The organism is Rhizobium aethiopicum, from assembly GCF_900094625.1.
In the GTDB taxonomy this organism is placed as follows: Bacteria; Pseudomonadota; Alphaproteobacteria; order Rhizobiales; family Rhizobiaceae; genus Rhizobium; species Rhizobium aethiopicum.
The window spans coordinates 30,818-44,572 of the sequence record NZ_FMAJ01000007.1 but is presented as its reverse complement, the minus strand read 5'-3'; the positions used below and the strand labels follow the sequence as shown (position 1 = coordinate 44,572).

The window sequence follows — 13,755 nt, the reverse complement described above, 5'->3', positions numbered from 1 at the left end:
AAACGACCAATCTGCCGATCAACTCTACCCTCTGATTGCACAGATCCAGATGGGAGAAACTGAACTGTTCAAATGCGGAGATCGATTCCGACTATTTGCAAGCACAAGCGACAGATGGGATAATAATGGCGGGCTGCCGATGACACCCTCATGACGATATATTGCATTTATTGTTTCAGAGAGCGTCGCGAATTTGCAGCTGAACCGGACTTGATCGGCGGCGCCGATCGTTCTGCCGCTCATGTCAATGGAGGCCGCCGACGCCAAGCAGGCGCTCCACGGCCTCGTGATCTCGGGACAGAGTTTCCGGCGTTCCCGTCCAGGCCAGTCGCCCTCGTTCGAGAATGATGACGTGATCGGCGAAATCGAGCGCGCTCTGGATGCGCTGTTCGACAAGGAGGATGGTCATATCGCCTTTGTTGGCAAGATCGGCGAAGGCGGCCATCAGTTCCTCGCAAATGACAGGGGCGAGGCCCTCGAGCGGTTCGTCGAGCAACAGAACGGACGGGCGGCCGAGAATGGTTCGGGCCGTTGAAAGCATCTGCTGCTCGCCGCCGGAGAGCTGGTTGCCGAGGTTTCGGCGGCGTTCCTTCAGCCGCGGGAACATGCCATAGGCTTCCTCCAGCGCCGTCTTCGGCCGCGCCTTCAGGCCGACGAAAAGGTTTTCTTCCACCGTCAACGTCGGGAAGACGCAGCGCGTCTGCGGCACGTAGCCAAGCCCCTTATGAGCGCGCGTTGCGCTCGGTGCTGCGGTGATATCCGAGCCACCGAGGTGGATGCGGCCTTCATAGCGCCTGGTCTGCCCGGCCAGCGTTGCCAGAAGCGTGGTCTTGCCCATGCCGTTGCGGCCGAGCACGGCAAGCCGGGCGCCTGCCGGCACGGAGAAGGAAATACCTTCGAGCACCCGCGTCGGCCCGTATCCGGCCGATAGGTTTTCGACTTCAAGCGGCAGGGCTGGCATTGGCATAACTCCCGAGATAGGCCTCACGGACGCGCGCATCCCTGGTGACGTCTTCAGGTGGGCCATCGAAGATGATTGCTCCAGATGCAAGCACGATGACGCGTCTGGCAAATCGAAAGACGAGGTCCATGTCGTGCTCGATCATCAGGACGGCGAGATCGGCAGGCAGCTCGGCCAGCGCCTGCTCGATGCGGCCGGTATCACTCTGCGGCACGCCGGCTGCCGGCTCGTCGAGCAACAGAACTTTCGGCTTCAGTGCAAGCGCCACAGCGAGTTCCAGAAGCCGCTGCTGTCCATAGGCGATTTCGCTGACCTTGCGATTCATCAGCAAGCCCAATCCGAGTTTTCCGAGGAGATCATCGACTTCCGCCATGACATCTGGCATGCGAAGAAAGTTGCCAAACATGTTCCCAGTCTTTCCGTCCCGCTGAAGCACGGCAAGTCCCACATGTTCGGCCGGCGTCATATCCTGGAAAAGGCGGGTCACCTGAAAGGATCGCACAAGGCCGCGTTTGACCCTGCCCACCGCAGCGACCGCCGTTACCGTCTCGCCGGCGAGACGAACCTCGCCGGAATCGGGAGAGAGATTGCCGGTGACGAGGTTGACGAAGGTGGTCTTGCCGGCGCCGTTCGGGCCGATCAGCGCGACGCGGTCGCCGGGCGCCATCGCCAGCGAGACATCATTGGTGACGGCAAGCCCGCCGAAGGCTTTCCGGAGATTGAGGACTTCGAAGACAGGGGTCATGGGCGCTCTTCCCTGCGGCGGGCAATGAAGCTTGCGGCTGTTCCGTAAAGACCCTTGGGCGCAAAGAGCACGACGGCGATCAGCAACACGCCGACTATGGTGAGCCAGTGGAAGGGATTGGCGGCCGAGACGGTATCCTCGAAGAGCATGAAGACAGCGGTGCCGGAGAGCGCCCCGAAGAGGGAGCCGGCGCCGCCGAGCACGAGCATGACGAGGGCCTCGGCCGACTGGGTGAAGGACAGGCTGTCCAGGCCGACGACCTGCGTCGAGATCGCATTCAAAGCGCCGCCGACGCCCGCCACCGCGCCCGAGATCACGTACATTCTGATGAGAGCTGCCGTCGGCGAAGCGCCCATGGCGCGGATGCGCAGCGGGTCCTGCTTGATGGCGCGGCAGAGCATGCCGAAGGGCGAGCGCACCAGCAAGCGCAGCAGCACGAAGACAACAAGCAGCAGCGCCATTCCAAAGAAGAAGGCGGTATGACCATAGAGATCGAATTCGAATAGGCCGAAAACCGGGTCCGGCGCGATACCGGAAAGTCCATCGCTGCCGCCTGTCCATGAGGAGGCCTTGTTGGCGAATTCATGAAAGAGGTGGATCAAGGCAATCGAGAGCACGAGCTGCGGCAGGCCATGCGCGCGCAGGATGATCGCACCGCTGAGCAACCCGGCAAGCGCGCCTGCCACAATGCCTGCAAGCATCATCAGCAGCGGGTCGTTGATGCCGTAATGCGCCGACAGGATGCCGGCGGCATAGGCTCCGGAGCCGAACAGGGCGGCATGGCCGAGTGTCGCGACGCCGCAATAACCCGTCACCAGATCGAGCGACAGGACGAGCAGCGCGATCGTGATCAACCGCGTCAGAAGCGCGAGATTATCGGGGAAGGCGAAATAACCGACGGCGGCAATGGCGGCAATCACCGTTATGCCCGCGAGATCGTGGCTGAGGAAAGCGCGCCGGTGCTGGAGACGTTCGTTTTCGTTGTTGATCACAAGCGCCATCCTATTTTGCCCTTCCGGCGAGGCCGCGCGGGAAAATGCAGATGACGGCGATCACGGCGAGATAAAAGAAGAATTCACCGAATTCCGGCATCAGGTAGCGTCCCGTAGTATCGATTGCGCCGAGCAGCAGGCAGGCGATCAGCGCGCCGGGAATGGAACCGGCGCCGCCGACGGAGACGACGACCAGGAAGGTCACCATGTAGCGCAGCGCGTAATAGGGTTCGACCGGCAGGAGTTCGGCGCCGACGACGCCGCCGAAGGCGGCAAGCCCAACGGCAACGGCGAAACTCACCGCATAGATGATCTCGGTGCGCACGCCGAGGGCCGCAGCCATCGCCGAATCGTCGACAGAAGCGCGCAGCTTGACCCCGAAGCTAGTTCGCTCGATCGCGAACCAGAGGGCGAGCGCAACGGCGAGACCGCAGAAGATGACGAAAAGCCGGTGAACGGGAATGGTACGGAAGCCGAGATCGGCCGATCCCTGCAGGGCGCCGGCAAGCGGTATGGTCTTCAGTGTCGGTCCCATCACGTAGTTCGCGATGCCGATGACGCAGAAGGTGATGCCGATCGTCATCAGCACCTGGGTCAGCTCCGGGGCGCCGTAGATCCGGCGGTAGAGAAAGCGCTCGAGCGGGACTGCGATGATGATTGTGGCGACCACGGCGGCGATGATTGCCACCGCATAACCGAGGCCGAGGTCGCGGGCGGCATAGGAGGCGATATAACCTCCGATCATGGCGAACGCGCCATGCGCCAAGTTGACGACACGCATCAGCCCCATGGTGACGGAAAGGCCGATCGAGATCACAAAGAGCACCATGCCATAGGCAAGCGCGTCGACGGCTATGCTGAAGACTGTCTGCATGGAACTACCTGCTTGAATGCGACGGACCTGGGATATCAAGCCCCCCGCACGTTCTGACGCTCGATGTTACTTGGTCGCTGCAAGGCCCGGGTCGCCCTGCTTCTCGAACGTCTGGATCTCCTTGTTGATGTAGGTCCCGTCATCGGCTTTGGCGACTTCGCGCAGATAGATGTTCTGGGTGATGTGCCGGCTTTCCGGATCGATCGAAACCGGGCCGCGCGGGCTCGTCCAGGCAAGGCCCTTGACCGCGTCGACAGCCTTCTCGGCATCCTGCTTGCCGCCCGTCGCCTCGATCATTTTGTAGATGACATACATGCCGTCATAGGCGCTGACTGAGGGGAAGGAGAGTTCGGTCTTGTTGCCGATCGCCTTGGCTGCAGCTTCGACAAAAGCCTTATTCTCGGGAGAGTCATGCGACACCGCATAGTGGAAGGTCGTCTGGATGCCGAGGGCAGCATCACCGAGGGCCGGCAGGTCGGATTCCTGCGTCAGATCACCCGGCGCGAAGAACTTGATGCCGGCGGCTTTCAAGCCGTTCTCATTATAGGCCTTGACGAAGCCAAGTGTCGTCGGGCCCGATGGCAGGAAGGCGAAGACGCCCTCAGCGCCGGAATCCTTGATGCGCTGCATGATCGGGCTGAAGTCGTTGGTCGCAAGCGGCATGCGGATCGCCTCGACCACCTGGCCGCCGGCCTTTTCGAAGCCGGCCTTGAAGGCATTCTCGGCGTCGATGCCCGGGCCGTAGTCGCTGACGACTGAAATCACCTTCTTGACGCCGCCGTCGAAGGCAACCTTGGCGATCGGCGTCGAGGTCTGCCATGTTGTAAACGAAGTGCGCACGACGAGCGGGCTCTTGGTCACGATCGCCGAGGTCGCAGCGTTCATGACGACCATCGGCACGTTGCCCTGCTTCAGGATCGGCGTCACTGCCATGGCGTCGGGGGTGAAATAGAAGCCCGTGAGATACTGGACCTTTTCCTTGACGATCAGTTCCTGCGCCAGCGCCTTGGATTGGGCCGGATCGGCCTGCGGCACGTCGCGGTAGACGACCTCGACCGTGTCGCTGCCGACCTTGTTGCCATTGACTGCCATATAGGCGTCAATGCCGGCCTTGAAGTTCTTGCCCTGGAGCGCGAACGGGCCGGAGAACGGCCCGATGACGCCGACCTTGATGGTGTCGGCATAGGCGCTGGTGCCTATGGCGATTGCCGCAACGGCGGCCAGAAGCAGTTTCTTCATTCTCTCTCTCCCTTGTTGGCGCACTCCCGGCGCCGTATTTGCTAGCGCAAATTCGCGTTAGCTTGTCATGCGAAATGGTGATGTAAAATGAAATAAATGCGGTAATCCATCACCATGAGATTATGATTTGACGCCAACCGCGCATCAGAATGGCAATCCCACATAGTTTTCCGCGAGCACCGTGGAGGCCGCACGGGAATGTGTGAGATAATCGAGCTCAGCCTCCTGGATCTTCTGGTCGAAATCGCCGGTATCGGGAAACCGGTGCATTATCGTCGTCATCCACCAGGAAAACCTGACAGCTTTCCATACGCGGGCGAGTGCCGTCTGCGAATAGGCGTCGATGCCGCTGTCGGAGCCTTCGCGGTAGTGTTCGAGGAGCCCGCTGAAGAGATAATGGACGTCGCTCGCTGCAAGGTTCAACCCCTTCGCGCCGGTCGGAGGCACGATATGGGCGGCGTCGCCGACAAGGAAGAGCCGGCCGAAACGCATGGGCTCGGCGACGAAGGAGCGCAGGGGAGCGATCGATTTCTCGAAGGATGGGGCGGTCGTCAATGCCTCCGCGTGATGGACCGGCAGACGCCGTCTCAACTCGTCCCAGAAGCGATTGTCGCTCCAGTCTTCGAGCTTCGCGTCAAGCGGGCACTGAACGTAGTAGCGGCTGCGTGTGGCCGAACGCATCGAACAGAGCGCAAAGCCCCTCGGATGATTGGCGTAGATCAGTTCACGGCTGACAGGCGCCACATCGGCCAGCAGGCCCAGCCAGCCGAAGGGGTAGATCTTCTCGAAGCTTCGGATCGCCCGTTCGGGAATGGCCTTGCGGCTTGCGCCGTGAAAGCCGTCGCAGCCGGCAATGAAATCGCAATCTATGCGCTTGGTAACGCCGTCCCTTTCATAGGTCACAAAGGGAGATTGACTGTCGAAATCCCAGGGCGCGACATCGGCGACATCGTAGAGCGATTGGGCGCCGCTTGTTTCTCGCCGCTCCATGAGGTCGCGCGTTACCTCGGTCTGCCCATAGACGGTGACGCGTCGGCCGCCGGTCAGGCCGTAGAGGTCGATGCGATGGTCGCGTCCGTCGAAGGCAAGAGAGAAGCCGTCATGCGGCAGGCCTTCGGCGTGCAGCCTTGCTCCAGCTTTGGCCTCGTCCAGCAGCCGGACGGTGCCTTCCTCCAGCACGCCGGCGCGGACCCGGCCGAGGATGTAGTCCTTGCTCACGCGGTCGAGGATGACATTATCGATTCCCGCTTCGGTCAAAAGCTGGCCGAGAAGCAGGCCAGATGGACCTGAACCGATGATGGCGACCCGGGTTCGCAAATGTGTCCTCCCTCGCTTTTTGCGTTTTGCCAGATTCTGCCGCGCCATCAATGCGCCAGCAATGGACATTCCCGCCTAAAAATTGCACTTATCGAACATTAGCGCGGGAGGGAGCCGATGCGCAGGCCTATACCGACCTACGAGCTCTATGGAGAAAATACCGGGCGAACGCCGGAATTCTGGTTGCATTGCGAAACAATCCGCTCCCGCAGCAGCCTGCACCAGTGGGAAATTCGCCTACACCGCCACGAGAACTTCTTTCAGATATTATACATCGAAGCGGGTTCGGGCAATGCGATCTTCGGCGCCAGGAGCCATGGCATCCGTCCGCCCGCCGTCATCACGGTTCCCCCTGGCTTCAATCACGGCTTTCGCTTCTCACGTGATATCGATGGCCTCGTCATCACAATACTGGGATCCCATCTTAGCCATCCGCCCGGCGAGCGAAGCCATCTCGGCGAGTGGCTGGCGATGCCGCATCTGACGCCGCTCGATTCCAATAATACCGAGGCTGCCTATGTCATGCAGACGCTGAGGCGGCTTGGTGATGAATTCGAAAACCGCCGCAGTGGCCGCAACGAGGTGCTGGCCGCCTATGTTGGGCTGGCGTTGCGGCTGACGGCGCGGATTTCCCGTGAGGGAAATGCGCAGGAGTTTCCGTCAAACGAGAACGAGCGGCGGATGGAGATGCTGAACGAGCTCATTCAGCAGCATTTCCGATCGCACAAGCCTGCTTCGTTCTATGCCAAAGAACTGGGGGTTTCATCGACGCATCTCACCCGGATCGCCCGGTCGATGACGGGAAATACCCCACATCAGCTGATCGCCGGCAAACTGATCGAAGAGGCGAAGCGCCAGCTGATCTTTACGATCGGCAGCGTTCAGGAGATCGGATTTCGCCTCGGCTTTGCCGATCCGGCCTATTTCTCGCGCTTCTTCCTGAAATATGCGGGAGAAACGCCAAGGGTCTGGCGGATGAGCGAAAAAGCTCGGCTTGAACGGGCATAGGTTTTGGCGGTCGGCCATCCCACATCGCGCGTCAGCCGTAGATTTCTCATGCCGCAGGCCACGTCCAGTTCCGTACCTCCGGCATGTCCTCGCCATGCTCCCTGACATAGTCGTGATGCTCCGCGAGCTTGCCGTGAAAAGCGGCGAGAGCATCCGCCGCTTTTTTCTTCAGTCCCGGTACGCGCTCGATGGCTTCGATGGCGAGATGGAAGCGGTCGAGTTGGTTGAGCACCGTCATGTCGAAGGGTGTGGTCGTCGTGCCTTCCTCGATGAAACCGCGGACGTGGATGTTCTGGTGGTTGGTGCGCTTATATGTCAGGCGGTGAATGAGATAGGGATAGCCGTGATAGGCGAAAATGACAGGCTTGTCCGACGTGAAGATCGCATCGAAGTCCGCGTCGGAAAGGCCGTGCGGATGTTCGTCGCTGGCTTGCAACGCCAACAGGTCGACGACGTTGACGGTACGGATCTTCAGTGCCGGAACGGCCTTGCGCAGCAGGTCCACGGCGGCAAGCGTCTCCATGGTCGGGACATCACCGGCGCAGGCCATGACGAGATCGGGCGAGATCGTGTCTTCCTCGTTGCTCGCCCAGCGCCAGACGCCGATTCCGGCCTCGCAATGTTTCACCGCTTCGTCCATCGACAGCCATTGCGGCTCCGGCTGCTTGCCGGCGACGATGACGTTGACGCGGTTATAGGTGCGCAGGCAATGGTCGCCGACCCAGAGCAGGGTATTGGCATCCGGTGGCAGGTAGATGCGGACGATATCCGCCTTCTTGTTGGCGACGAGGTCGACGAAGCCGGGATCCTGATGGCTGAATCCGTTATGGTCCTGGCGCCAGACATGCGAGGTCAGCAAATAGTTCAGCGATGAAATCGGCCTGCGCCATTCGAGCTCGCGGGTGACCTTCAGCCATTTGGCGTGCTGGTTGAACATGGAATCGACGATGTGGATGAAGGCCTCGTAGCAGGAGAAGAGGCCGTGCCGGCCGGTCAGCAGGTAGCCCTCCAGCCAGCCCTGGCAGAGATGTTCGGAGAGCACCTCCATGACGCGTCCGTCCCGGGAGAGTTTGACATCGTAGGGTTCGATGTCCTCCATCCAGACACGGTCGGTGGCTTCGAAGACGCTGCCGAGGCGGTTCGATTCCGTTTCGTCCGGGCCGAAGATACGGAAATTGGCGGCCTCCGCGTTGAGCTTTATCGTGTCGCGCAGGTAATGGCCGAGAATCTCGGTCGACTGTGCCGCGACGCTGCCGCGCCTGCCGATCTCGACCGCATAATCCCAAATATCGGGCACGGCCAATTCCTTGCGCAGCAAGCCCCCATTGGCATGCGGATTGGCGCCCATACGGCGTTCGCCGAAGGGGGCAAGCGCGCGCAGTTCCGGTTTCAGCCGGCCGTCGGCGCCGAACAGGTCTTCGGGATCATAGCCGCGCATCCAGTCCTCAAGGATCTTGCGGTGACCGTCATCCCCGCGGCAGTTGGAGACCGGCACCTGATGGGCGCGCCAGAAGCCTTCCACCTTCTTGCCGTCGACTTCCTTCGGGCCTGTCCAGCCCTTGGGGCTGCGCAGCACGATCATCGGCCAGCGCGGGAAGTCGTCCGCAGGCTGGCCGCTGCGGGCTTGATCCTGGATCTCGCGTATGCGGTCGAAGACCAGATCGAGGGTCGCGGCCATCTTCTGATGCATGTCGCGCGGCTCATGGCCCTCGACGAAGAACGGCTCGTGGCCATAGCCTTCGAAGAGGTGCCTGATGTCGTCATCGTTCGCGCGGCCGAGAATCGTCGGGTTGGCGATCTTGTAGCCGTTCAGGTGCAGGATCGGCAGCACGGCGCCGTCGCGGGCGGGGTTCAGGAACTTGTTGGAATGCCAGCTCGCGGCGAGCGGCCCGGTCTCGGCCTCGCCATCGCCAACGACGCAGGCGACAATAAGATCGGGATTGTCGAAGGCGGCGCCATAGGCATGGACGAGGGCGTAGCCGAGTTCGCCGCCTTCGTGGATCGATCCCGGCGTTTCCGGCGCCGCGTGGCTCGGGATGCCGCCGGGGAAGGAGAATTGCCGGAAGAGCTTGCGCATGCCTTCGGCATCCTCTGAGATATCGGGATAGATCTCGCTGTAGGTGCCTTCGAGATAGGTATTGGCGACCATGCCCGGTCCGCCATGGCCGGGGCCGCACATATAGATCATATCGAGGTCGCGGGCGCGGATGAGCCGGTTGAGATGCGCATAGATGAAGTTGAGGCCGGGTGTCGTGCCCCAGTGACCTAGCAGGCGGGGTTTGATGTGTTCGGCTTTCAGCGGCTCGCGCAGCAGCGGATTGGCCAGAAGGTAGATCTGGCCGATTGAGAGATAGTTGGCCGCTCGCCAGTAGCGGTCGATCAGGGTGAGTTCGGTATCGCTCAGGGCGGCGGTCGAGACATGCTTTTCCATGTGGCTTCTCCCGTTCGAAAACGCGTTCAACGTTTATTCTAGCTGCCGGCGTCAGCGCGCCATTGATCTGGATCAGCGGGCGCGAAGAACGGACAGCGCCTCATCGGCGATCACCTGTTCTTCGTCCGTGGCAACGACATGGGCGGCCATGCGGCTTTCCCCGGTGCTGATCGTGAAACTATTCGCGGTGTTGGCCTTTTCGTCGAGCGTCAAGCCAAGCCAGGTTAGTCGTTTCGCCACTCCGGCCCGGATCTCCGGCTGATGCTCCCCGACGCCGGCGGTGAAGACGACGGCGTCGAGGCCGCCGAGTGAAACAGCCATGCGGCCGATTTCGCCGGCAATGCGCAGCGTGAAGAGATCGATCGCCTGACGCGCCTCCGGCCGGCCGTCCTGCAACAGATCGCGCGTGTCGGCGCTGATGCCGGAAACGCCGAGCAGTCCGGAGTGGTGATAGAGCAGATCCTCGATCTCCCCGAAGGACAGCTCCTTTTCGCCGGCCAGATGCAGGATGACGCCGGGATCGAGCCAGCCCGGGCGCGTCGCCATCGGGATGCCGTCGAGTGTCGAAAAGCCCATGCTGCAATCGCGGCTGACGCCCTGATCCAGCGCACAGAGGCTGGCGCCGCTGCCGAGATGGGCAACCACCACCATTGCCGCTTGCGGCAACCTGCGACGGAGTTCACCGGCGATGAATTTATAGGAAAGGCCGTGGAAGCCGTAACGCTTGATGCCCTCCTCATGCAGCGCGCGGGGAATGGCGAATCGGCGGACGAGATCGTCCTGCGTGGAGTGGAAGGCCGTGTCAAAAGAGGCGGTCTGGGCAAGATGCGGCTTCAAATGCCGGAGGGCGCGGACGAAGCGCAGCGCTTGCGGCTGGTGCAGGGGCGCAAGTGGGGTCAGCGCGTCGATGGCGTCGATCGCATCGTCATCGAGAGCGGCCGGTCCGATGAAGCGGCTGCCGCCATGGACGACGCGGTGCCCGGCGGCGCGCACGGCGGCAATGTCGAAATGATCGGCGAGAAGCGCGAAGGTCTCGTCGATGACATCATGCAGGTCTTCCGACACCTCAGATTTCAACGGCGCCTCGAACCTCTGTGGTCCTTCCGTCAGATTGAGTGAAAGCGGCTCGGCGCGGAAGTCGATCATCCCCTTGCCGATACGCCGCGCTTCGGTTCCCTCGATCGTAAAGATACCGATCTTCACGGTCGAAGAGCCGGCGTTGAAGGTCAGGAGGAGGTCGGTGGATGGCATATCTTCAGAGACTCCGCGCAGTCGTACGATGGCCGAACTTAGTGCCGAAACTCCGGCTGGAAAGGCACCAATCGGCGGTCACCTCGCTTGGGCCCACCGCCACGCCTGCCGGCCCCGACCACGCACGTGATGTCATCAGGCATTGGCGGGACAATGATGGGAAGCTCCGGCGTGCAATGGCCGACGCCGTGCGCAACATGCTGACGGTGGCTGGCGCCGACCGGAACGCAAAAACTTGGGACAATTCAGCTGAAGGCAGGGTCAGGCCGTGGACGCCAGATTGGCGTTGCGATCACGGATGAAGATGCTCGCCTCGGCGGCGGGCATCGCCTTGCCGAAAAGATAACCCTGGCCGACGTCGCAGCCGAGCTCCAGCAGGAAGGCAAGCTGGCCATGCTCCTCGATACCTTCCGCAGTCGTCTTGATATTGAGGCTTCTCCCGAGGCCGAGCATGGCGCGGACGATCTTTTCCTGGCGTTCGTCGTCGCGATAGGTGGCGATGAAGCTTTTGTCGATCTTGATCTTGTCGAAGCGGTAGCGGGCGAGCTGGGCGAGGCTCGAATAGCCGGTGCCGAAATCGTCGAGGGCGATCTGGATGCCGGCCGCATGCAGCTCTTCGAGAATGACGGCGGCGATAGCGGGATCCTGGATCAGCGCGTTTTCGGTAATCTCGACTTCCAGGCGTTGCGGCGGCAGCCGACTCGCCGAAAGGACCTTGAGGATGCGGGACGTCAGCAGCCTGTCTTCCATCTGCACCGGCGAGACGTTGAAGGACAACGTGATATGCGCTGGCCAGGTGAGCGCATCGCTGCATGCCTGAGCAAGGAGATCCTCGAACAAGGCCGTAACCATGCCGGTTTCCTCGGCGATGTCGATGAATACAGGCGGCGGGATATTGACGCCATCCTCGCCGACCCAGCGGGCGAGGGCTTCGAAGCCGCAGAGCTGGCCGGTCTTGAGATCGATCAGCGGCTGGTAGAAAGGTTTGATCGCCTTGTTGGCGATTGCCGCGCGCAGTCTAGCTTCCAGGGAGGCGCGCTCCGTTACCTTGTCCTGCATCGAAGTTTCGAAGACCAGATAATGGTTGGGGCCGCGTGATTTGGCTTCATACATGGCGAGATCGGCACGATGGGCGGCGTCTTCCAGCGGTTCGCTGCCCTCAACCCAGCGATCGTAACCGACGCTCGCGCCGACTTCGACGGCAGAGCCATCGATATGAATCGGCCGGGTGACGGCCTGGATCAGCAGCTTGGCGAAACGCTCCTCGCGTTGCGACGTCAGGGCGAAGGCGACGATGATGAATTCGTCGCCGCCGAAACGGTAGACGCAATCGGCATTGCCGAGCGCGCAGATGCGTCTGGCGACTTCGATCAATAGCACGTCGCCGCCCTTGTGGCCGACGAGATCATTGACTTTCTTGAAGCCGTCGAGGTCGACGGAGAAGATGGTGACGTTGCGGTCCCATTCCTCGATTTCGGCCTCGTCGCTTCTGATCGGCCGCGAAAGAATTTTGCGCTCGAAGGCGTAGCGGTTCGGCAGCTTGGTCAGATGGTCGTGAGTTGCCGTCCAGTCCGCCTTTGCCTGGGCGGCGACGCGCAGTTCCATTTCCTTGCGCAGATCGGCAATACGCAGCACCGAATAGATGAAGCTCATGGCGCCGGCGATGCCGAGCCCCAGAACGAGTTTGTCGGCGCCGTACGCGCTGAAACCGGTCATGAAAGAGACCAGGCCGTCGTCGAACTGCAGCAGCGCACCGAGCAGCCACAGGGTTATCCCCAAGCAGACGATCGACATGCATTGCCTTCCGGCCCTGCTCTGGAAAAACACCGGCATTACGCCTTCTCCATCTCCACCCGCGCCGAGATACCACAAAAATCTGAAATGTTCGTTGAAACCGGAAGGCGAATTATCAGAGGGGCAGTTGCGGCTGCCGGCAGACGCATAGCATTGCCGTTCAATCACAATCGCTACTGTAGCGGTTTCGCCGGCCCCGTCCATGAGGAGGATATTGGCTGCAAATGGTTAGGGCTGAAGAGGGCAAAAGAAGAACGAAGGCGAGCGAGCTGACGCATCGCTCGCCTCTTCTCGTGCATCAGGCGGTGACGATCAGCAGCGGAACGCTGACGATGATACCGGCCAGAACGATGAACGTGGCGACGCGCATCAACCGCAGGCGCCGCGTACGCTCTCCACTCCAATCATATGTCATTCTTCCATCTCCTTGGGACAAGGAAGTAGTCCCCGCAATACCGGGTTCAACAGGGATGACGCGATTTGCTTGTGCAAGGCTGGATAAAATAAGGATTCTCTAATGCTGGAAGCGCAGAGACCAGCGGCTCCCGTTGTTGGTCATGCGAAGGATGGCGAGTGGCTCGACGTCGGTCAGCCAGAAGGAGGAGGGCGGCGCCTGAAGCACATGTGCGACTGCAGCCCTGATGACCGCCGCGTGGCTGATGGCGATCACGTGACCGCCATGGGCGGCCTGGGTCTCCATCCAGCCAGCGACGCGCTTTCGCAGATCAACAAGGCTCTCGCCGCCGTGCGGGGCCACCTCCGGCTCGGCCATCCAGGCCAGAAGGTTTTCCGGCTCCGCCGCCTCGATCGCCTCGATCGACCCGCCAGCCCAGCGGCCGTAGTCGCAGTCTCGAAGCGACGGTTCTATCCGCGCTTCGAGACAGAGGGCATCGGCCGTCTGGCGGGCGCGCAAGGCGGGGCTCGTGACAATATGATCGGCGCGGGGCAGAGCCGCGATCCTGCCGGCCTCCTGCGCCGCCCTGCCTTCCAGCGGTTCGTCGAGCGGGAACAGGGCCTTGCGGCTCGCCGTCGTCGCGCCGTGGCAGATCCAGGTGAGGCGCGTGTTCACGGTCGTTCCGATCTCCGAGGATGGGTGGGGACGGCCTTGGCCGGCTTCGTGAAGTTTCGTTGACAGTCTCTTCC

The 13,755-nt window shown here is 61.5% G+C and carries 11 protein-coding genes; 1 reads left to right on the top strand and 10 read right to left on the bottom strand.

The features are described 5' to 3' along the window. Positions 1-244 precede the first annotated feature (244 nt). From GA0061105_RS16260 to pobA, 6 genes are all read right to left on the bottom strand, one after another. On the bottom strand, positions 245-961 hold the full coding sequence (locus tag GA0061105_RS16260; RefSeq protein WP_092751513.1) for an ABC transporter ATP-binding protein: 717 nt from the start codon (positions 959-961) through the stop codon (positions 245-247). Beyond that, a complete protein-coding gene (locus tag GA0061105_RS16255; RefSeq protein WP_092751511.1) occupies positions 942-1,706 on the bottom strand; it encodes an ABC transporter ATP-binding protein in 765 nt (254 codons plus the stop codon). The genes GA0061105_RS16260 and GA0061105_RS16255 overlap by 20 nt, the downstream gene beginning before the upstream one ends. Next, a complete protein-coding gene (locus tag GA0061105_RS16250; protein WP_092751509.1) occupies positions 1,703-2,707 on the bottom strand; it encodes a branched-chain amino acid ABC transporter permease in 1,005 nt (334 codons plus the stop codon). Before GA0061105_RS16250 ends, GA0061105_RS16255 begins: the two co-directional genes overlap by 4 nt. Position 2,708: 1 nt before the next feature. Then, positions 2,709-3,572 (bottom strand): branched-chain amino acid ABC transporter permease, encoded by an 864-nt coding sequence (locus GA0061105_RS16245; RefSeq protein ID WP_092751507.1) that lies wholly within the window; start codon positions 3,570-3,572, stop codon positions 2,709-2,711. A gap of 66 nt (positions 3,573-3,638) precedes the next feature. After that, a complete protein-coding gene (locus GA0061105_RS16240) occupies positions 3,639-4,811 on the bottom strand; it encodes an ABC transporter substrate-binding protein (protein WP_092751505.1) in 1,173 nt (390 codons plus the stop codon). Positions 4,812-4,955: 144 nt separating this feature from the next. Continuing rightward, positions 4,956-6,128, bottom strand: a complete 1,173-nt coding sequence (pobA, locus tag GA0061105_RS16235) for a 4-hydroxybenzoate 3-monooxygenase (RefSeq protein WP_092751503.1) — start codon at positions 6,126-6,128, stop codon at positions 4,956-4,958. 117 nt (positions 6,129-6,245) lie between these two features. Here pobA and GA0061105_RS16230 point away from each other — a divergent pair, with 117 nt between their 5' ends. Next, positions 6,246-7,136: a helix-turn-helix domain-containing protein gene (locus GA0061105_RS16230; RefSeq protein WP_092751501.1), complete on the top strand. Its 891-nt coding sequence runs from the start codon at positions 6,246-6,248 to the stop codon at positions 7,134-7,136. Positions 7,137-7,182: 46 nt separating this feature from the next. On the opposite strand, the gene GA0061105_RS16225 is transcribed toward GA0061105_RS16230, so the two are convergent. The 4 genes from GA0061105_RS16225 to GA0061105_RS16210 all read right to left on the bottom strand — a co-directional run bounded on the left by GA0061105_RS16225 (position 7,183) and on the right by GA0061105_RS16210 (position 13,681). Next, complete coding sequence (locus GA0061105_RS16225) at positions 7,183-9,567, bottom strand: phosphoketolase family protein (RefSeq protein ID WP_092751499.1); 2,385 nt, start codon at positions 9,565-9,567, stop codon at positions 7,183-7,185. 72 nt (positions 9,568-9,639) lie between these two features. After that, positions 9,640-10,818, bottom strand: coding sequence for an acetate/propionate family kinase (locus tag GA0061105_RS16220; protein ID WP_092751497.1), 1,179 nt, complete (start codon positions 10,816-10,818; stop codon positions 9,640-9,642). Between the two features lie 261 nt (positions 10,819-11,079). Next, positions 11,080-12,651, bottom strand: a complete 1,572-nt coding sequence (locus GA0061105_RS16215; protein WP_092751495.1) for a putative bifunctional diguanylate cyclase/phosphodiesterase — start codon at positions 12,649-12,651, stop codon at positions 11,080-11,082. 475 nt (positions 12,652-13,126) lie between these two features. Continuing rightward, on the bottom strand, positions 13,127-13,681 hold the full coding sequence (locus GA0061105_RS16210) for a histidine phosphatase family protein (protein ID WP_064694446.1): 555 nt from the start codon (positions 13,679-13,681) through the stop codon (positions 13,127-13,129). Between the last annotated feature and the right edge of the window lie 74 nt (positions 13,682-13,755).